Genomic DNA, 18,798 nt, shown 5'->3' with positions numbered 1-18,798 from the left:
CGGGAGGCCTTGACTGGGTTCGGTTGCGCATACAAAGATCTCATATGCGTTCGCGACTCGTCCCCGGCGTTTTGCTGACTGCGATCCTGGCAGTTGCCTTGGCCTGCGGATCGTCGACTGAGACGATTGCTCCCCCGGCGCCACGCATTCACAGTCTGCGGATCGAGCCACGAAACATCGGCCTCGCTGGAGGAGGAACGTTTCAGTTACGGGCCATTCTCGGCGCCGACCCCGGTGCAGATACCACGGTATTGTGGACAGCCTTGGGCGAGAGCGACGGAACGGTGTTCAGCGACGGCTTGGTACTCGCCTATCCGCGACCGGGAGTCATTCTGATCGTCGCCCGCAGCCAGGCCGATGCGACTGTGGCCGACACGCTCCGTTTGGGGGTCGCCGTAGCGCTTACACGTTCCGCGATGCCGTCAGGCCGCAGCGTCGTTGACGCCGGCGCGAGTCGCGCTCCTCTCTCCACGCGCGTGCAGACGACGCTCACCCCCGCGAACCACAAACAGGTACACGAGCGCTGACCCGGTGGCGCAGAGCGCCATCATCGCCGTCATCGCGATCGCCGATCGCCCGTTGAACAGCGCCGCCACCAGCGCGCTCGACGCCGCGCCGGTCAACGTCTGAATTCCGGTCATCACCGCACTCGCCACTCCCGCGATCGCCGCCATTGGCTCGAGCGCGCCCTGCGTTGCGTTCGGCCGCACCAAACCCTGTCCGACGAATCCGACGAAAGCGATCGGAACGAGCAGCCACACCGGCAACCAACCGACGAGCGTCAACGAGAGCAGCACGATCGACGTGGTCACGATTGCGCTGAGTCCCCACGAGATCAGCCGCGCGTGCGATACACCCTGGCGACTCAAACGAGCGCTCGACAGCGCCCCAATCATCAGCCCAAACGCCGTCACCGCGAACAACAACCCGTACACTCGGCGCGACACGCCGAGCAGTCCGATGAGTACGAGCGACGAACCGGTGATGTAGGCGAACAGACACCCGAAGTTGAGCGCGATGATGAGGATGTAGCCGAGCGTCACGCGATGGCGAACGACGTCGACGTAACTCGTGAGTGCGGCGAGCGCACGTCGTGGCGCACCAAGTTTGATCGACTCGTCGATTTGCGTGGCGACTGCGGCGAGGAGCAGTGTGCCGCCCACGCCGAGCACGCCATAGATGGCGCGCCAACCGCCGAGCGTCGCGATGCCGACGCCGATCGTCGGCGCGATCACGGGTGCGACGCCAGCCGCGAGGTTCACGTACGATTGCTTGACGCGCGCTTCGGTGCCCGAATAGAGATCGCGAATCATCGCGATCACCGTCACCTGACACGCGCCGGCGCCCATTCCCATCAACAGCCGGAAGAGCAGCAGCGTGTTCAGCGTTTGCGAGAGCGCCGCGAGTCCGCCGAACAGCGCGAACATGGTGCTACCCAACAGCAGGATTGGACGTCGGCCGCGCGCGTCGGACAGTGGAGCGAAGAGCAGGGGGCCAAGTGCGAACCCCGCCATGAAGACGCTGAGGGTCAGCGCCGCCTTTCCCGCGGTGACACCGAGCGACGTCGCCGTGGCTGCCAGCACCGGCAGTCCCATGTCGGTGGCGAAGGACGCCAGCGTGACGAGGGTGCCGAGCAGGAGGGTGAACGCAACAGAATGAGGGCGCAGGCGCGGCATCGCTGAAGCGTATCAGCCCTACTCGTGCATTCCAACTGGCGGAACCTGGTTGTGCTCCGTTCCAGCCTATTTGTTGACTGTGCTCATGTCGGGATAGCGCGTCCCCATCGCTGCGCCAATGGGAAAGATGTCATCGAGACGATCCACATCGGCCGGTGAAAGTTCGACGTCGGCACTGCGCGCATTTTGCTCGAGATACTTTACGCGCTTCGTGCCTGGGATTGGAACGACGTCGTGGCCCCGCGACATCACCCACGCCAGTGCCAGCTCTGCGGACGTGACACCTTTCTCCGCTGCGAGCCGCTCGACTTCCGCGACGAGATCCAGGTTCTTCTGGAAGTTCTCGCCCTGAAAGCGTGGATTGCGCCGGCGAAAGTCGTCGGCCGGCAAATCGTCGAACGTGGTGAACTGTCCAGTGAGAAAGCCTCGTCCCAATGGACTGTAGGCGACGAAACCAATTCCCAGCTCGCGCACCGTCGCGAGAACGCCGTTCTCTTCGACGTCGCGCGTCCAGAGCGAGTATTCGGTCTGCAGTGCGGTGACCGGGTGTACCGCGTGCGCGCGACGAATCGTTGCTGGTGCCGCTTCGGAGAGTCCGATGTGCCGGACTTTTCCAGCGCGCACCAGGTCGGCCATGGCTCCGACGGTTTCCTCGATCGGCACTTTCGTGTCGACTCGGTGCTGGTAGTACAGATCGATGTGGTCGACGCCCAAGCGTTGGAGCGACGCGTCGCATGCTTGACGGACGTATGCCGCGTCGCCGCGAATGCCCAGGTACTTTCCGCTCTCGTCGCGAACGTTCCCGAACTTGGTCGCGAGCACAACTCGATCTCGGCGATCAGCAATCGCTCGGCCGACGAGACGCTCGTTGGTGAACGGGCCGTACATGTCGGCCGTGTCCAGGAAGTCGATTCCGAGTTCGATGGCGCGATGAATGGTCGCAATGGACTCAGCATCATTCGTCGCGCCATAGAATTCGCTCATGCCCATGCAGCCGAGTCCAATGGCGGAGACTTCGAGGCCCTGGCCGAGTGTGCGTCGCTGCATGTGGGTACCTGTTGTTGTTAGTGATAGAGCGGGTCTCGTAGTATGCGCCCGCCAGGCAAGCTCGTGGTTGGCCGGACGCTTCGAGTGACCGTCGGTCTGGCAGTCTGGTTCAGCGGACAACCCTTTCACAGGTCAGGTGCTCCGTGCGTCTGTCTCGTTGGTTGGTTGTCTCCGCGCTGGTCGCTGGTCCCCTCGCTGTTGCCGCGACGACGCTCCAGGCCGGCGACGGCACGGAAGTCCGCCGGATTCGAACCCACTTCGATTCCGTGTTGAAGGAGCTCGCCGCGCGCGACGTGCGCGGCTTGAGCACCGAGCAGCATGAACGTCGCACCGAGCTTTCGAGAACGCTCGAGGCCTATCGCGACCGGGGTGTATTCCCGCACAACTACGATTTTCCCGGCCAGGCCATTCCGTATTTCGTCGATCGAAAAACAGGAACGCTGTGCGCCGTCGCGAACTTGCTCGAACAGACCGGGCGCCGAGACATCGTCGATCGCGTGGCGCGTGCGAATAACAACGTGTGGGTCGCTGAACTCGCCAACGATACGGCGTTCACGCGTTGGCTCGACGCGTACGGTTTGACGCTGGCCGAAGCAGCCCGCATTCAGGTACCGTACGTCCAGCCCGTGACCAAGGCGCAGGTCGCACGACAGGTCGCCTTCGGCGTGACGACGCCCATCGCCCTCGGTGCGGCGCTGACGACGAGCGTGTGGAACGTCGTCGCCAATCGCGATGGCCATCAGCGCGCGGTGAGTTGGACCGGCGTTGCGTCTGGTGTCACGGCGATCGCGGCCGGAGCTATTCTCGTTGGCAAGCGCGACCTTCCGCAGTCCTATCAGTCAGTCGGCTACGCGAGCGGCGCCATTGGCGCGCTCAGCCTCGGGCTCTCGGCCAGCTCTATCCACCGCCATCGTGAGATCGTGAGCGCGGAGCGAGAAGCGGCGAAGAAACGAGAGGTCGCGGTCGCTCCGATGGTGACGTCAGAAGGAAAGGCCGGATTGAGCGTGGCACTGCGTTTCTAGCTCAGTGTTGCTTGGTGTTTCTTGCGAACGAAACCCCAGCCGCCCAGTTTGACTCTGAACGCGCGGCTGGGGGCTCGTCTGTCCGACATCAGTTGTCCGAAGTGCAGATGGGAGTACACGCCCGGCGTTCGCTGGGCGTGCGGACCGGATGGTTGCGGCTTCGCCTTCGACACGTTCGCGACGCGTGGCCGTTGCCCGCTCTGCGAAGCGCAGTTTTCTATCACCTGGTGTCCGCGCTGTGGACAGGCGTCGCCCCACCGCGACTGGTACGCTGACCGAAATCCGACTCCCAAATGACCGATCTGCTTTCCGCCGCCGCGTCGCGCGCGGCTCGATACCTCGACGACATCAATAACCGTAGCGTTCGCCCGAGTCCGGAGGCGGTTGCTGGTTTATCGGCGTTTGACGTCGCGCTGCAAAACGAGTCTATCGCGCCGGAGCGGGTGCTCGAGGAGCTCGATCGCGTCGGATCGCCGGCGACGATGGGGATTGCCGGTCCGCGCTTCTTTGGCTTCGTGATCGGCGGTTCGTTGCCGGCAGCGCTGGCGGCGAACTGGCTCGCGTCCGCGTGGGATCAGAACACGGGTCTCTACAACATCACGCCGGCTACCGCGGTGCTCGAAGAGGTCGCGCTTCGCTGGCTGATCGAGGTGCTCGGACTCCCGTCCGATTGCGCTGGCGCGTTCGTCACCGGCACGACGGTCGCGCACATCACGGCACTCGCGGCTGCGCGACACGCGGTGCTCAAGCGCGTTGGTTGGAACGTCGAAGCCGACGGACTGTTCGGCGCGCCGGCAATCACGGTGATCATCGGAGGCGAGGCGCATCCGACGCTCTCGAAGGCGCTGGGCGTGCTCGGCATGGGACGCAATCGCGTCGTGAAGGTGCCGGTGGACGATCAGGGCCGTATGCGTGCCGACGCGATGCCAAAAATCAGCGGGCCGACGATCGTCTGCGTGCAGTCGGGCAACGTGAACACCGGCGCGTTCGATCCCGCTGACGAAATCTGCGATCGCGTGGCCGGCACAGGTGCGTGGGTGCACGTGGACGGCGCGTTCGGCCTGTGGGCGCGAACCGCACCGACGCGCGCCGAGTATGCGCGCGGCATCGAGCGGGCGGATTCGTGGGCGACTGACGGCCACAAGTGGTTGAACGTTCCGTACGACAGCGGCATTGCCTTCGTACGCGACTCCGATGCACTCCGCGCATCCATGGCGGTGACGGCGGAATATCTGCCGTCAGCGAGTGAGCATCGCAATCCGTCGGACTTCACGCCCGAGCTGTCTCGGCGCGCTCGTGGCGTCGACGTGTGGGCGGCGCTCCGCGCGCTTGGCCGGAGTGGCGTGACCGAGATGGTCGAACGCTCGTGCCGGCACGCGCGTCGGTTCGGCGAAGCGCTGTCGGCGGCGGGTTATGAAATCTTGAATGACGTCGTGCTCAATCAGGTGCTCGTGTCGTTCGGCGATGCCGAAACGACGCAGCGCGTGATCGCCGGCATTCAGGAGGACGGAACCTGTTGGTGCGGCGGAACGGTCTGGCAGGGCAAGACCGCTATGCGCATCAGCGTCATCGGCTGGAACACCCAGGACGACGACGTCGAACGGAGCATCGCCGCGATGCTGCGCGTTGCCGCGGAGCGCGCAACCGGCGTGATGGCAAACGGGCGGCTGAAGGATTCAGCCGCCCGGGAGAAACTGCCTCAGCCCTAACGCGCGTTCGTCAGTGCGGTCGTACCGCGGGCGCGGCCTTCTTGGCCTTGCGTGCCGCAACGAGCGTGTCGAACTCAGGCTGATCGAGATACGTGACATCGACCCACGCGTGGGCCATTTCGTCGACGGTACGATCGCCCCAGCCAACCCACTGTTTCGGATCGGGATTGTTCGGATTGTCGGCGGTGTTGTCGTGCCACGCGGTGAACACGAGCATCGTTCCTTTGGGGAGGAGCGGCGCCGCCGAGTCGGCGAAGACGTAGTTGACGTGCCACTTCCACTGGAAGTTGTTCACTGAACTCAGAAGTTCGCGCTTGCCGTCAGGATACACCGCTTCCATGGACATCGCCTTGCCGCGCATGTGCATGTGCGGCTGGAAATTTTCGATACGCGCGGGTGCCGGCATGACGTAGAAGTTCTGCGTCATCGTCTTTTCACCAGGCGGAATGTCGAGCTCAGAGCCGCGCGTCACGTCGAACATCCGCAGCACCGTGCGATGCTTTGGAACGTAGCCTTTCGGATACAGGTAGATCGCCATCTCCACCGCTTGATCCTTGATCTCCTGACCGATGGCGAACATGTGAATCTCCCAACGGATCTTTGATCCCGGGAGGAGCAGCTTGCCGGCGTCGGGCGAGAACAGTTCTCCGGTTTTTCCGATCGACCATTCCATGAACAGGCCGGCGCTCATCTGAGCATCGTGCGCGCTGCTCGCCAATCCCATGATGCCGTCTTCCTCGTGCTGCTCGAGCATCGTGAGCACGTGGTGGACGATTTTGCGGCCCTGCGTGCTCGCCGGCCGAATCTCGATGGCGCGAACCCAGCGCGGTTCGGTGATGCCGGTTTCGGTGACGGGACGGAACCACTTGTCCTGCGTGCGCGGCGGCATCGTGAATGCCGGCGACTTGAGCACGAGATCCGGTGCGCCGAGGTCTTTGGCGAACTGCCACTGTGATTGATCGGCGAACTTAACTGGCGGCGGCATGTCTTCCTTCTTGCCTTCTGGCATGCCGCTGTCCATCCAGCGCACGATCGTGGCGATCTGCTCGTCGCTCAAGCTGCGATCGTTCTTGAAATCGTGAATGCCTACGGTCTTGTCGAGGTGCCAAGGTGGCATCACGCGTTCGGTGATGTTCGCTCGAATCTCGCGTGCGTATTCCTTCGTGTCCTTGTACGTGAGGAGCGACATCGGCGCGATCAAGTTTGGCTGATGGCACACCTGACACTTCTGTTGCAGGATCGGCGCGATGTTCTTGGTGAACGTCACGGGCTCATCGGCATGCGTCGTTGGCGCCGGGCTGCCCTGCGGCCGAGCGTTCATTGCGTTCTGCGCAGCAGCGGCGTGGCCGATAGTCGCCATGAGAGAACAGACAACCGCAGCGAATCGCGAGTACCGCGTCAGCATGGAGCTGGTCATCGTGGGTTCCTCATTCCTATGGGCTGACCGTCACCTTCACAAAACCGTTGGACCAGCAGCACTGCGCGTGCCCAGCGCCCGCAATGCCTGACGCATCGTTGGCGCGAACGCGAAGGACGTATTCGCCGGGCTCGCTGAACGTTGCTTGCGTTGCCGCGAGCCCGTCTGCCGCCGCGTTTGCACGCGGGTTGGCGGGTGCGAACGTCACGGTGCCGGGGCCTTGATGCTTGAACCACGTGAGGGTGACTGGGACGTTGCTACGGCTGTCACGAGCGATACTGCCGCCGCCCTTGCCGTCGTCGTGTGCCCAGACATTCACGGGAATCGGTTTACCGACAGTCGCGGTGAGCGGACCGGCTGTGATTCCACCGGGTCCGGCGCCCTCCTGGCCATCGGCGGCGAACTTGAGTCGCGGCGGCGTGTTGCCCGAACCAGCTTCGCCTTCTAGCGCGTCGATTTCCCAATTCGGATGCAGACTGCCCGGGATTGCCCACGTTTTGCCGCGAATCTTTACTGTCCAGACGACCTTTTTATCGCCAAAATCGGCGGGCACGCGCACGGCGAACACTCCCCAGTGACGGCGAGGTTCGAAGTGCGAGGGCTGTCCTTGATTGCGATTTCCTGGCTCGACGAAGTTGTCCGGGCCTACAGGGACTTCGAGCGCCTCTTCGGTGTTTCGGTTGTAGTAGCCGAAAGACAGGCTGAACGTGCCGTCGGGATTCTTGTACCACCCCTCGAAGGCAGGTGTAACGTCCTGCCCCGACGCTTTCAGTGGAGCGAGAGGCCCCTGTGCAGAGGAGGGAGTCGCGAAGGCTGAGCAGAGGGCGAGTACGGCGGCGAGGCTGCAGCGGGCGGGGAAGCGCACCAATCCAATCTCCGTCTACGTTGGCTTGAACCTTTTCCCATTGGCGAGTTCACGCAACCCCCAACGGTCCCGCTCGCCCCCAGGGATCTGTCTTTCGTAGCGCTGCGGCGACGTGTGACGTCACGCGGTAGCCCATGGGTCCCACTCTTACGGGGGAAAATTGCGGTCACCAGCCTCGACCAGGCGAGCAGTACGATTCGCAATCCGGCGTACAAAAATGCGTCGCCCAATTGGGGAACGTTCCCCTCAGCAAGTACGTTAATTGTGGCAATACGCAGGGCAGGCCGAGCGCGGATAGTTACGAACCGATTCTATCCATTACAACGATGGCTCGCTCGAAGGATCAGCAGGGATTTTCGATCGCTAAGAGTCAGCGGGGACGCACCCGCGGTCTACAGCACAAACAACTCTGATGTCGCGCTACATCGCTTTTCTCCGCGCTATCAACGTCGGTGGGCACACCGTCAAGATGAACGTTCTTCGCGGTCTATTCGAAGACCTCGAGCTGCGCAATGTGGAAACGTTCATTGCCAGCGGGAACGTTCTGTTCGACTCGGCAGCGCGAAATATCGCGGCGCTCGAAGAGCGCATTGAGCAGCATCTACAGAAAGAGCTGGGCTACGAGGTCGTAACGTTCATTCGAACGCCCGCGCAGGTCGCGGCCGCTGGCAAATATCTGCCAAAGGCGGCAAAGCGCGGCCCGCAGACGAAGTCGCTCTATGTCGGATTCCTCAAGAGCGCCCCGCCACGCGACGTCGCGGCCAAGGTGCTGACGTTTCAGAACGACATCGACGCGTTCGATTTCCATCAGAACGAGATCTACTGGTCGTCCGCGGCGACCATTGGCACGTCGAAATTCTCCGGGGCGCTCCTGGAGCGCACGATCAAAATGCCCGCGACGTTTCGGAACATCACGACGATTCGACGACTCGCTGCCGGCGGCTGAGCCGCGGGGAGGAGGGAGACGATGGTCGACACGGACACGAACATTCGTCATTCCGAAATTTCGATCGCAGATCGGCGCGCACCCGAAAACGTCTTTCAGGTTCTCGCGAACAATGCGCGTCACCGAACGCTCGGTGAACTGCGGACTACCGCCGTTGGTTGCGGCATCAATGCCGCGGTGATCTGGTGGCGCTACCCCAGTATCTCCTGGCTATCCGCAGGATTCGCGGCGTGTGCTGCGTACGCCGTATGGGGACTGCTCGATCGTTCGGTCGCTGGCGCGGAGGACAGATACGTCGCGAGCGATCGAGTGTCTCTGCTTCGCGATGTCCAGCGCGTCGTGGCCGTGGCTGGAACAAGCGCCGCGTTTTGGGCGCTCGCGCGCTTCATGGCCGCCGCACTCGGCGGATGGCAGCACTGAGTCGTCGTCGACTCAGTGCGCTGTTGGTGTGCCGACCATCCCGACTGGCTCGCCCTTCGTCATCGCTGGCGATACAACGATGTAGAGCACGACGCCGCTGAGCGGCGCACGAACTTCCGCGATCGTTTCGCCGAAGTAGTCCGTGAGCGTTCCGAGCAGCGTGCCCTTCTCGACGTGTTGGTCCGCGACAACCGCGGGATACCAGAGTCCCGTGGCCGGACTCGTGAGAACCTCCGACGGTTCGATCCATATCGGCTTGTCGAGCAGTTCCGCGGTTCCGGGCAGCATTCCGAGATGCCGCATCACGCGAAAGGCGCCCTGGACATTGAGTTCGACCATGTCGTCCGTCGGCACGCCCACACTGCCGGCTTCGGTCGTCACGGCAGGTTTGCCGCGTACGTGTGCGGTGTTCGAACAGAAGACCGACGCGCCAGGATCGCGCGGCCGACCGCGATCGATGACGATGTGGTCGAGACCGAACGCCAACGCGAGGTCACGCGCACGCTCGTCCACCGACTCGTCGAGTCCGAGGTTGTTCCAATACGAATACGGGCGCAGTGATTCGTTGCCGTCGCCGGAATGCATGTCGATGAGGACCTGGCACTGGTCGATCACCTGCGTCGTGATGGCGTGCGCGATTCGCTCGGACGCGGTGCCGTTTGGGCCGCCCGGAAAAACGCGATTGAGATTTTTCTGATCCCACGGCCCGCGATAGATTGTGCGATGAGCGAACGACGGCACGTTCGCGATCTGCACGATGATCACCGTGCCCGTGAGCGATTGCGGATCGAGCTCCGCGCGCACGCGCTGGAGCGCGAGGATTGGCGACGGCTCGGAGCCGTGAATGCCAGCGATCAGCGCGAGCACAGGTCCATCCGTATCGCCTGCAACGATTGTCACCGGGATGCTCGTGGCGTCGTTGCCCTCGCCCGGCACATCGATGAAGCCCGAAATCTTCTCGCCGCGTCGCGCGGCGGCTGTTCCGACAATCAGAGGTTGTGTCACAACAGAAGCGCTCCGCCGTTGATGTCGATCGATGCGCCGTTGATGTATCCGGCGTGCTCCGAGGCCACGAAGCAGATCAGTTCCGCCAATTCGGGTGGTCGGCCCAAACGCCGCGCGGGAAACCCAGCCTTGAGAGTTTCCAAACGTTCGTCCGTTGCGTTCGAGTGAACGAGTTCCGTATCGAACATTCCGGGGCAGACCGCGTTGACGGTGATGCCGTGCGGCCCGAGTTCCTTCGCTGCGGCGCGTGTGAGGCCGAGCAGCCCTGCTTTGGACGCCGAGTAGTGCGCGCCGGCGAGCGTGCTGACACTTCGCCCGGCGGTTGACGAGACGTTGATCACACGGCCGTATCCGCGTTCTCTCATCGACGGGATCGCGGCGTGGAGGCAGAGAAACGCCGCCGTGAGGTTCACGTTCAGCGTCTCGCGCCACTCGTGTTCTGGGATCGCGTCGATCTGGGTGGGATAGGCGACCGCGGCGTTGTTCACGAGAACGTCGAGCTGCCCAAAGCGCTCGACGGTACCAGTGATCATCGCGCGAATTGCGTCTCCGTCGGAGAGATCGGCAGGCGCCGCGATGGCGTTCGGCCCCAGTTCGCGCGCCAGCTCCGCGGCGCGTTCGGGACTGCGCACATTCACCGCGACGGTGGCGCCGAGTTCGAGAAACCGCGTCGCAGTCGCCCGTCCGAGGCCGCGTGAGGCACCGGTGACGAGAACGACGCGGTTGGAGAAATCGTACATGAGGTCAGAGGGTAGGAGATCCGAGCGAGGGAGTATCGGACCTCCAGCCTCGGTCGGCTAGTCGCGTTCGATTGGTGTGACTGTTCGCGCTTGACGGTTGCCCCCGCGAAAGAATACGAGCTCCACATCCGTCCCGATCGATGTTTCGGTGAGGCAGCGATGCAGGTCGTCGACGCTCGTGACGGGCGTATTGCCAACGCTGACGAGCAGATCGCGCGTCGCGAGTCCTGCGCGAGCTGCAGGGCTGTCTGGTTCGATGTTCGTGAGGAGCACGGCGCCCGGAGCGGCGAGATGATACCGATCCGCTTGTCGGCGCGTGAAACGAACCGTCTGACCCGCGATGCCGAGGTATGCACGACGTACGCGCCCGTCCCGAATGAGACGCGACGCCACAAACTCCGCCGTACGCGATGGAATTGCGAAACAGATTCCCTGCGCGCCGGCGATAATTGCGGTGTTCACGCCGATGACTGTGCCGCGGGATGACACGAGCGGGCCGCCAGAGTTACCGGGATTGAGCGCGGCGTCAGTCTGTACGACGCCTTCGATCAAGCGACCGGACTGCGATCGCATCGACCGACCGAGTGCGCTCACGACGCCAGCGGTGACCGTCGCCTGAAAGCCGAGCGGATTGCCGATCGCGATCACGAGCTGCCCGGCGCGCAACATGGATGAGTCGCCCAATACGGCCGATGCCGGCGCCGTGTAGTCGACCTTGAGGACTGCGAGATCAGTGTCTGGATCGTCGCCGACGCGATGCGCAATGTGAGTGCTTCCGTCGCTCAACGTTGCGCGAATGGACGTGGCTCCGTGCACGACGTGGCTATTCGTGAGCAGAAAGCCATCGGGCGTAAAGAAAAACCCAGAGCCCGATCCGGCTGCTTCCTGATTCGTGGTTCGACCGCGCCGGTCTGTGCGCGGCGCGGAGATTTCGAGGTGTACTACAGCGGGTCCAACAGCCTCGACGGCACCAACGATCGCGTTCGAGTAGGCGTCGAGGAGTTCGCCGTCAGTTGCGTGCGCTGGCTGCGCCGCGACGTGGCTGAGCGCCGAGTTCGGTTCGCTCGCCGTGGCGGACCCGTGGGGATCGTTCGCCAATACCAACATGTCCTTCTCCTGGTTCAACCAACTCAGGAAAAGGTACGCTCCCTGGGAAGGTTGAACCGGAGAATGTCGCCACGTACGACCGCGTTACTTGGGCCGCATGCGCGTGTTGATCCACGTCGCGACCGTCTCGAGCGCGGCGGGCGAGACAGTTTCAGGAATGTTCACGTACTCGCTCGGGCTGCCAGTCGTTGCTGTCTGAAAAAGGTGATTCAACCCGGGAAGTTCTACGAGACGGAAATCGCTGTTACCACCGGCCGTCAACGCGGCGCCGATCGCGGAGAGATCCTGCTTGTACGGCACCTGCAGATCGAGCGTGCCGTTCAACGCGAGCACCGGGACGCGAACCTTCTTGAGCGTCGGAACCGGATCGTAGGTGATGAAGTAGCGCATCCATGGCGACATCAGCTGCGCTTGCGCCGCCTGCAACTGCGCAGTCGCGGTGGCCTGCTGGGCCGCCGGCAGGGTTGCTACCATCTTCGCCGATAGCGCGGCGATCTGTGTTGCCGCGGCGGCGGAGTCCTTCGTCGTTTTGAGAACCGCGTACAGTCGACGATTCACTTCTTCGCCCTGTGCGACCGCCGCGTCCGGGACGCCGTTGGCCTTCGCGATCAGCGCTTGCTGGAGCAGAAGAATGGAATCGCCGGGAATTCCCGGACCGGCGAGCAGGACGATGAACGCGACGTCCTTGGAGCGCGCCGCAACCATGGGCGCAATCATCCCGCCTTCGCTATGACCCATCACGCCGATCTTGTCGTGTGCAATCTTCGGCTGCGTGTTGAGGAAGCGCACGGCCGCCTCGGCATCATTGGCAAAGTCGGCGCTCGTAGACGTTGCGAAATTGCCCGTCGATTTCGCCGTACCGCGATCGTCGTAGCGCAGCACCGCGATTCCGCGACGCGACAGGTAGTCGGCCCACACGAGGAAGGGCTTGTGGCCGAGCAGTTCTTCGTTGCGGTCCTGCGCACCGGAGCCGGTCACGAGGACGACAGCAGGGAACGGCCCCGCGCCGGGAGGAATCGTGAGCGTGCCGGCGAGCTTCACGCCAGGCACGGACTCGATCGTCACATCTTGAGCGTCATATGGAAACGGCGGCTTTGGCTCCTGCGGACGAACCAACGTGGGGACGCCGTTGGACCGTCCCATGTTCAACGGCATTGCCATTCCCTGCATGAAGGATCCGTGTAGCGAATCATCCGCGGTCGAGAACACGGCCGTGTACGATGCGGCGCCTCCGCCCAGGGTGACGACCAGCGTATCGCCGTGCATGGTGAGCGACGCCGGGATCTTCGTGTTGCCCTGATCGATGCTCGTCATCTCGCCAGCGAGCGTGCCGTTCGTATTGCGCGTCACGCTGAGTGCGAGTCGCATCTTCATCGCCGGTGTCGCGAGCGAGCCAAGCCAGTTGCCGACGTATCGGTCGGCCGCTTGAGCCACGACCGTAGATGCCGTCGTCGTGACGAGGGTGGCGGCCGTCAATGCGGCACGCAGAGTCATGTTCATATCAGCGGTCACCTGGGCGGGACAGGAGCGCGAACAATCGATAGTTTGTCCGCGGTACGTCACGCATAAAGAGGGGTTATGAAAGCTATATCGGCCATTTTCGGCTGCATCTCGCTGCTGGCGCTCAGCGCCTGTTCGCGCGGTGCGGTCGTTTCGTCTACAAAGCCGGCCCCAGCGGTTGCGTCCGCTGCTGGCCGCCCGTTACCCAACGATATTCGCTGGTTCCGTGTTTCGGCCGAATACCGCGCGCTCGCTCGGCAGGCTTACCAGGTCGCGGAATCGCGTCTTCCGGCGCTCGCCGCCGACCGGCCGCGGAACTCGTGGGCCGTGATCCTCGACGCCGACGAGACGGTGCTTGACAACTCGGAGTACCAGCGGCGCCGGGCGGTGGTCGACAGCGGCTACACGCCGGCGTCGTGGACCGCCTGGGTAAACGAGCGTGCCGCCACGGCAATTCCAGGCGCGCCGGAGTTCACGCGCCGCGTACGGGCGGCCGGTGGGCGCGTGGTCATCGTCACCAACCGCGCACTCGCTGTGTGCGACGCCACCAAGGCGAACCTACAGTCGGCGGGGATCGAGACGGACATGGTCCTTTGTCAGCCGCCCGGTGAGGGCGATAAGAACCCGCGCTTTCAGCGCGTTCTGAACGGGACGGCCGTGCCCGGCACACCGGCGCTCGCCGTTGTGGCGTGGGTTGGTGACAACATTCTCGACTTTCCGGGTATGACTCAGGCCGCGCGCAATGATCCACGCGTGCTTGCCGACTTCGGCGTCCGGTACTTCATTCTCCCGAATCCGATGTACGGGTCGTGGGAGCAGGTTCGGGAGCCCTGACCCGTCGATCGTCACCTTCGCCCAAAGAATCGTGAAATCGATTTCGTTCCGCGCGTCCGCTGTGCTGCTGCCGACGACGGCGTTCGTCGTCGCGCTCGCGTCGTGTACCAAGTCCGACAAGGCGACATCTGGCTCCGCTGATATGGCCGGCGCCGCCGCCGCTGCCGGCGCAATTACCGCGGACGGCCTGCTGCAGCACATCAAAGATCTTTCGGCGGATTCGATGGAGGGCCGTGGCCCGGGAACGCCCGGCGAGACAAAGACCGTCGCGTACATGGAAGGTCAGTTCAAGGCGCTCGGCCTCAAGCCAGGCAATCCGGATGGCTCGTACATCCAGAACGTCGACCTGATCGGATACAAGGCGCATCCTACCGGCTCGTACACGGCCGCCGGCAAAACGATCTCGTTGAAGTATCCCGATGACTTCATCGCGAATTCGCGCCACGAGCGCGCCGAGACGAAGATCGACAATTCAGACGTCGTGTTCGTTGGGTATGGAGTCGTCGCGCCGGAATACGGCTGGGACGATTACAAGGGCGTGGACGTGAAGGGCAAGACGATCCTCATGCTCGTCAACGATCCGCAGATTCGCCTGCCAAACGACACCGCGCTCGATACCGCGATGTTCAAGGGTCGCGCGATGACGTACTACGGTCGATGGACGTACAAGTACGAGATCGCATCGGCAAAGGGCGCGGCGGCGGCGATCATCATCCACGAGACGGGGCCGGCTGGCTATCCGTACGGCGTGGTGAAGGGCAGCAACTCGCAGGAACAGTTCGACGTCCTGTCGCCCGATGCCGAGAAGCGCGTGGCCGTTGAAGGATGGCTGACACTCGACAAGGCGAAGGAGATTCTCTCCGCCGCGGGCCAGAATTTCGATTCTCTAAAGGCCGCAGCGACGAAGAAGGACTTCAAGCCGGTCGCGCTGAACGCGAAGGCGACGTATCACGTGAAGATCGATTCGCGAAAGATTCAGTCGCACAACATCATCGCGAAGCTCGAAGGTACGGACAAGCGAGACGAGAACGTCATCTACACCGCGCACTGGGATCACCTGGGCAAGGATACGACGCTCAAGGGCGATCAGATCTACAATGGTGCAATGGACAACGCGTCGGGAAGCGCGGCGCTGCTGCAGATCGCAAAGGCGTACACGCTGCTCCCTACGCCGCCGCGCCGGTCGGTGATCTTCCTCTCCGTCACGGCGGAAGAGAAGGGACTCGTCGGAACCAAGTACTACGCGACCCATCCGCTGTACGCGCTCGACAAGACGGCCGCCAACATCAACATCGACGGCATCAACCAGTGGGGAAAGACGAGCGACTTCACGGTGATCGGACTCGGCAACTCCACGCTCGATGACGACCTGATCGCCGTGCTCAAGGCCGACAATCGCACGGTTCGTCCAGATGCGGAACCTGAGAAGGGTTTCTACTATCGCTCCGACCACTTCGAGTTTGCGAAGCAGGGCGTGCCCGCGCTCGACACGGACGCCGGCATCGAATTCATCGGAAAGCCGGCCGGTTACGGCATGCAGAAGCGAGACGAGTACACGAACAAGGACTACCACTCCGTGACGGACGAAGTGAAGTCGGATTGGGACTTCGCCGGTGCTGTGCAGGACATGGGAACGCTGTTCAAGGTTGGCTACGGCGTCGCGCAGTCGAACGTGATGCCGACGTGGAAGGCCGGCGTCGAGTTCAAGGCGAAGCGCGATTCGATGATGGCGGGAAGAACCGATTCGCCAAAGTCCGTTGAGCTGAAGAAGCCCTGACCCCAGCAGCCCACGAAGGATCTCGGACTGCGAGTTAGCGGATCTTGCGAAACGGCCGGATGAACCCACGTGGTTCATCCGGCCGTTTCCGTTTAATGTGTTGATCCGTTCCCCACCATCAGCATTTGACCCGCAAGAGAACGACACGCACCGCGAGACGGTGCTGCCGCACGATTGCACCGCGGAATCCATTTTCCAGTCTCCGACACCACTCACATTGAATCGCTTTGCCCTGCTTCTCGCGCCGGCAATCGCTGCCTTGAGCGCGTGCACTGCCGCCGAGGGATCACCAGAGGCCGATGCGGCAACGCCGTCGACCGAACTCGTTGTGCGCGTGCTCGACGTGGGCCAGGGCGACGCGACGCTGATCGAGAACGGTGGTAGCCGGGTGCTGATCGACGGTGGCCCCGAGGCGAGTCGAATGGGTCGGCTACTCGATTCGCTCAGACTCAACAACTCCACGATCGACGTCGTCGTGCTGACGCACCAACACGCCGATCACCTCGTGGGCCTCAGGGCATTGTTCGAAAGTTCGCGTCGCATCAAGGTTCGGTACTTTTTCGAGAACAAGGACCCATACGCCGCGGCGAACCTGCGCCACTTGCGCGATTCGATCAACGCTCGCGTCGCGCGGAAGGAGCTGGTGTATCGCGACACCGATGATCCATGCGCCGACGGGACGCCGATCTGTACGATCACGATGAAGGGTGGCGCCAAGTTGCACATCATGCGTCCGATGCCGAATGGCGAGAATCCCAACGATCGATCCGTTCCGATCAAGCTCGTCGGCCCGGACTCAGCATCGTTCACGATGTGGTTGGCCGGCGACGCCGAGCAGGACGCGATCAACTGGTTTCTTGGCGACGCGCACTATGACGTTAATCCGGGAATGCGCGTCGACGTGCTCAAAGCCGATCATCACGGCAGCTGCAACGGAATGACAGAAGCATATCTCGACGCGACCCACCCGACGTTCGCGACGGCATCGGTGGCGGATATCAACAGCTACCATCACATGCACGCGCAGGCCAAGGCGCGGTATCGTGCTCATCACATCGATTGGTATCGTACGGATCAGAACGGTACGATCGAATTTCGCAGTCCGGGAACGCTGGGCGGGAATTTCACCGTTGCGGTGAGGCGCGGCGCGCGCGATCTCTCAGGGGCGTCCGACAAACGGTCGACGCAGGCGGAGTGCAACCCGGTCCCGTAACAATGCGCAACGGCCAACATCGCTGGGTGGTCGACTCGATCGAAGAAAACGCGGCAGCGATCGAAGTCGACGGTGGACATGTGATCACACTGCCGCGCTGGCTCATCCCCGACGGCGCGAAGGAGGGCGACGTGCTGACCGTCGCCCACGATCGCCCGACGAAGGGGCAGGAGTCGACGCTCACGATCGTCGTCGACGCGGCCGCAACGAAGAAGGCGCTGGCCGAGTCGGCCGCTCAGGTGAAAAAAGTACCGCCGGTGAAGGACACCGGCGGCGACATCATTCTCTGACTTCGGCCGGCGAACTGATTTTTGGCAGGCCCGCTTCGATCTCGCGGCGATGCGGTTCGAGCCAGGGTGGTAGCACGAGCTGTTCGCCGAGGTGCTCGAGCTCTTCGTCGGCGGTAAAGCCCGGACCGTCGGTCGCGAGCTCGAACAGCACGCCGCCCGGCTCGAGGAAGTACACCGACTTGAACCAGAAGCGATCGATGACTTCTGTCGGTCGGCGGTGCGCCTGCTCGATCTTTTCACGAACTCTCAATTCAACGGCGTCGTCGGCTACGCGCCACGCGACGTGATGCATCGTTCCGATGCCCCACGCGCCGCGCGCTGAATCAGGCATCGCGCGTAGTTCGATGTGTTTGCCGGAGCCGCCGCCGGCGACGCCGTAGCGATGCCAGCCGTCTTCCTCGCCGTAGTCGCTGAAGCCGAGCACTCCCGTGAGGAACGTTGCCGTCGACTCGACCTCGCGCTCCCACGCGCGCACCGCGTGCAACCCGATGACCTGTCGGTCCGCGGGGACGGGACTCTTGTCCCATGCACGAAAGAGTCGTTCGTCGTTCGTTTCCACGAGCGCGAGTCGCTGGCCGTGCGGATCGACGAGCACGATCGCGCGCTCGCCACGTCGCGTCTCGGTGCCCGTGACGTTCGCGCCGCCCTGCGTGAGCCGCGTATGCCAGTAGTCGAAGCTGCCGCCGGGAATCGCCAGCGCGATCTCGACGCCGAGTCCATGCCCGAGCCGACCGGGCGCAGAATTTCGGAAGGGAAAGAACGTCAGGTCCGTTCCCGGATTTCCGTCGGCGTCGGCGTAGAACAGGTGGTACGTGCCCGGATCGTCTTGATTGACGCTCTTTTTCACCAGCCGCATGCCGAGCAGGCCGGTGTAAAAATCGAGGTTTTCCTGCGGATCGCCGCAGATGGCGGTGATGTGATGAATGCCGGTGATGTCTGACATCGTAGTCTCAGTCGTCGAGTGCTGTGGCGCTCACGATCGCAGTGCCGTCGTCGCGATAATGTACCGAGACGCGCCAGGGCTGACAGCAGACCTGGCAGTCTTCGACGTAGTCCTGAACGTCGCCGCTGCCGGGATCGAGTGATACTGAATTTTCCTCGCCGCAATAGGGGCAGAGGACCGTGCCGGCCGTGTCCGCTGTGCCGTCGCCGAGCGGAAAGTCGCGGTCGAGGTCGAAGTCGTCGTCGGGGAGCATCATAAAGAGGAAGGTATTGATGGTGGGGAGGTCT

General features: G+C 63.1%; 18 protein-coding genes. 8 read left to right on the top strand and 10 right to left on the bottom strand.

The genetic code is table 11. The features are described from left to right. Window positions 1-422 precede the first annotated feature (422 nt). The gene (locus tag AC6H4Z_RS17070) at window positions 423-1,676 is read right to left on the bottom strand and encodes a multidrug effflux MFS transporter (protein ID WP_497543165.1); all 1,254 of its coding nucleotides are present in this window, start codon (window positions 1,674-1,676) and stop codon (window positions 423-425) included. Between the two features lie 66 nt (window positions 1,677-1,742). After that, entirely contained in the window at window positions 1,743-2,723 is a 981-nt protein-coding gene (locus AC6H4Z_RS17065) for an aldo/keto reductase (protein WP_497543164.1), read from the bottom strand. Window positions 2,724-2,866: 143 nt separating this feature from the next. Between AC6H4Z_RS17065 and AC6H4Z_RS17060 the strand changes: the two genes are divergently transcribed. Both AC6H4Z_RS17060 and AC6H4Z_RS17055 read left to right on the top strand, forming a co-directional pair. Beyond that, window positions 2,867-3,745 (top strand): hypothetical protein, encoded by an 879-nt coding sequence (locus tag AC6H4Z_RS17060; RefSeq protein WP_497543163.1) that lies wholly within the window; start codon window positions 2,867-2,869, stop codon window positions 3,743-3,745. A 293-nt stretch (window positions 3,746-4,038) separates the two neighbouring features. Beyond that, entirely contained in the window at window positions 4,039-5,454 is a 1,416-nt protein-coding gene (locus AC6H4Z_RS17055; protein WP_497543162.1) for a pyridoxal phosphate-dependent decarboxylase family protein, read from the top strand. A 10-nt stretch (window positions 5,455-5,464) separates the two neighbouring features. Here the strand turns inward: AC6H4Z_RS17055 and AC6H4Z_RS17050 are convergent, their stop codons facing one another. Then, window positions 5,465-6,871: a c-type cytochrome gene (locus AC6H4Z_RS17050; protein WP_497543161.1), complete on the bottom strand. Its 1,407-nt coding sequence runs from the start codon at window positions 6,869-6,871 to the stop codon at window positions 5,465-5,467. Window positions 6,872-6,887: 16 nt separating this feature from the next. Beyond that, window positions 6,888-7,736, bottom strand: a complete 849-nt coding sequence (locus AC6H4Z_RS17045) for a hypothetical protein (protein ID WP_497543160.1) — start codon at window positions 7,734-7,736, stop codon at window positions 6,888-6,890. Window positions 7,737-8,148: 412 nt separating this feature from the next. On the opposite strand from AC6H4Z_RS17045, the gene AC6H4Z_RS17040 reads away from it, so the two are divergent. Together AC6H4Z_RS17040 and AC6H4Z_RS17035 are read left to right on the top strand one after the other, a co-directional pair. Beyond that, complete coding sequence (locus AC6H4Z_RS17040; protein WP_497543159.1) at window positions 8,149-8,682, top strand: DUF1697 domain-containing protein; 534 nt, start codon at window positions 8,149-8,151, stop codon at window positions 8,680-8,682. A 21-nt stretch (window positions 8,683-8,703) separates the two neighbouring features. Further along, entirely contained in the window at window positions 8,704-9,102 is a 399-nt protein-coding gene (locus AC6H4Z_RS17035; RefSeq protein WP_497543158.1) for a hypothetical protein, read from the top strand. A gap of 12 nt (window positions 9,103-9,114) precedes the next feature. Here the strand turns inward: AC6H4Z_RS17035 and AC6H4Z_RS17030 are convergent, their stop codons facing one another. The 4 genes from AC6H4Z_RS17030 to AC6H4Z_RS17015 all read right to left on the bottom strand — a co-directional run bounded on the left by AC6H4Z_RS17030 (window position 9,115) and on the right by AC6H4Z_RS17015 (window position 13,448). Beyond that, window positions 9,115-10,107, bottom strand: a complete 993-nt coding sequence (locus tag AC6H4Z_RS17030) for a M14 family metallopeptidase (RefSeq protein ID WP_497543157.1) — start codon at window positions 10,105-10,107, stop codon at window positions 9,115-9,117. Further along, window positions 10,104-10,847, bottom strand: a complete 744-nt coding sequence (locus AC6H4Z_RS17025; RefSeq protein ID WP_497543156.1) for an SDR family NAD(P)-dependent oxidoreductase — start codon at window positions 10,845-10,847, stop codon at window positions 10,104-10,106. The genes AC6H4Z_RS17030 and AC6H4Z_RS17025 overlap by 4 nt, the downstream gene beginning before the upstream one ends. 57 nt (window positions 10,848-10,904) lie before the next feature. Further along, window positions 10,905-11,954 (bottom strand): S1C family serine protease, encoded by a 1,050-nt coding sequence (locus tag AC6H4Z_RS17020; RefSeq protein ID WP_497543155.1) that lies wholly within the window; start codon window positions 11,952-11,954, stop codon window positions 10,905-10,907. 84 nt (window positions 11,955-12,038) lie between these two features. Next, on the bottom strand, window positions 12,039-13,448 hold the full coding sequence (locus AC6H4Z_RS17015; protein ID WP_497543154.1) for an alpha/beta hydrolase family protein: 1,410 nt from the start codon (window positions 13,446-13,448) through the stop codon (window positions 12,039-12,041). An 84-nt stretch (window positions 13,449-13,532) separates the two neighbouring features. On the opposite strand from AC6H4Z_RS17015, the gene AC6H4Z_RS17010 reads away from it, so the two are divergent. From AC6H4Z_RS17010 to AC6H4Z_RS16995, 4 genes are all read left to right on the top strand, one after another. Continuing rightward, window positions 13,533-14,288, top strand: coding sequence for an HAD family acid phosphatase (locus tag AC6H4Z_RS17010; protein ID WP_497543153.1), 756 nt, complete (start codon window positions 13,533-13,535; stop codon window positions 14,286-14,288). Between the two features lie 31 nt (window positions 14,289-14,319). Continuing rightward, the gene (locus AC6H4Z_RS17005) at window positions 14,320-16,065 is read left to right on the top strand and encodes a M28 family peptidase (RefSeq protein WP_497543152.1); all 1,746 of its coding nucleotides are present in this window, start codon (window positions 14,320-14,322) and stop codon (window positions 16,063-16,065) included. A 217-nt stretch (window positions 16,066-16,282) separates the two neighbouring features. Continuing rightward, window positions 16,283-17,278 carry a ComEC/Rec2 family competence protein gene (locus AC6H4Z_RS17000; protein WP_497543151.1) on the top strand — a complete coding sequence of 332 codons (996 nt, stop codon included), beginning with the start codon at window positions 16,283-16,285 and terminating at the stop codon, window positions 17,276-17,278. A gap of 2 nt (window positions 17,279-17,280) precedes the next feature. Continuing rightward, complete coding sequence (locus tag AC6H4Z_RS16995; RefSeq protein WP_497543150.1) at window positions 17,281-17,568, top strand: DUF3006 domain-containing protein; 288 nt, start codon at window positions 17,281-17,283, stop codon at window positions 17,566-17,568. Here AC6H4Z_RS16995 and AC6H4Z_RS16990 read toward each other — a convergent pair. Both AC6H4Z_RS16990 and AC6H4Z_RS16985 read right to left on the bottom strand, forming a co-directional pair. Further along, window positions 17,558-18,511: a ring-cleaving dioxygenase gene (locus AC6H4Z_RS16990; protein WP_497543149.1), complete on the bottom strand. Its 954-nt coding sequence runs from the start codon at window positions 18,509-18,511 to the stop codon at window positions 17,558-17,560. The genes AC6H4Z_RS16995 and AC6H4Z_RS16990 overlap by 11 nt on opposite strands. 7 nt (window positions 18,512-18,518) lie before the next feature. Beyond that, the gene (locus AC6H4Z_RS16985; RefSeq protein WP_497543148.1) at window positions 18,519-18,767 is read right to left on the bottom strand and encodes a CPXCG motif-containing cysteine-rich protein; all 249 of its coding nucleotides are present in this window, start codon (window positions 18,765-18,767) and stop codon (window positions 18,519-18,521) included. Window positions 18,768-18,798 lie beyond the last annotated feature (31 nt).

The sequence above is a fragment of the Leucogemmata humicola genome (assembly GCF_055379415.1).
This window is presented reverse-complemented; position numbering and strand designations above follow the sequence as displayed.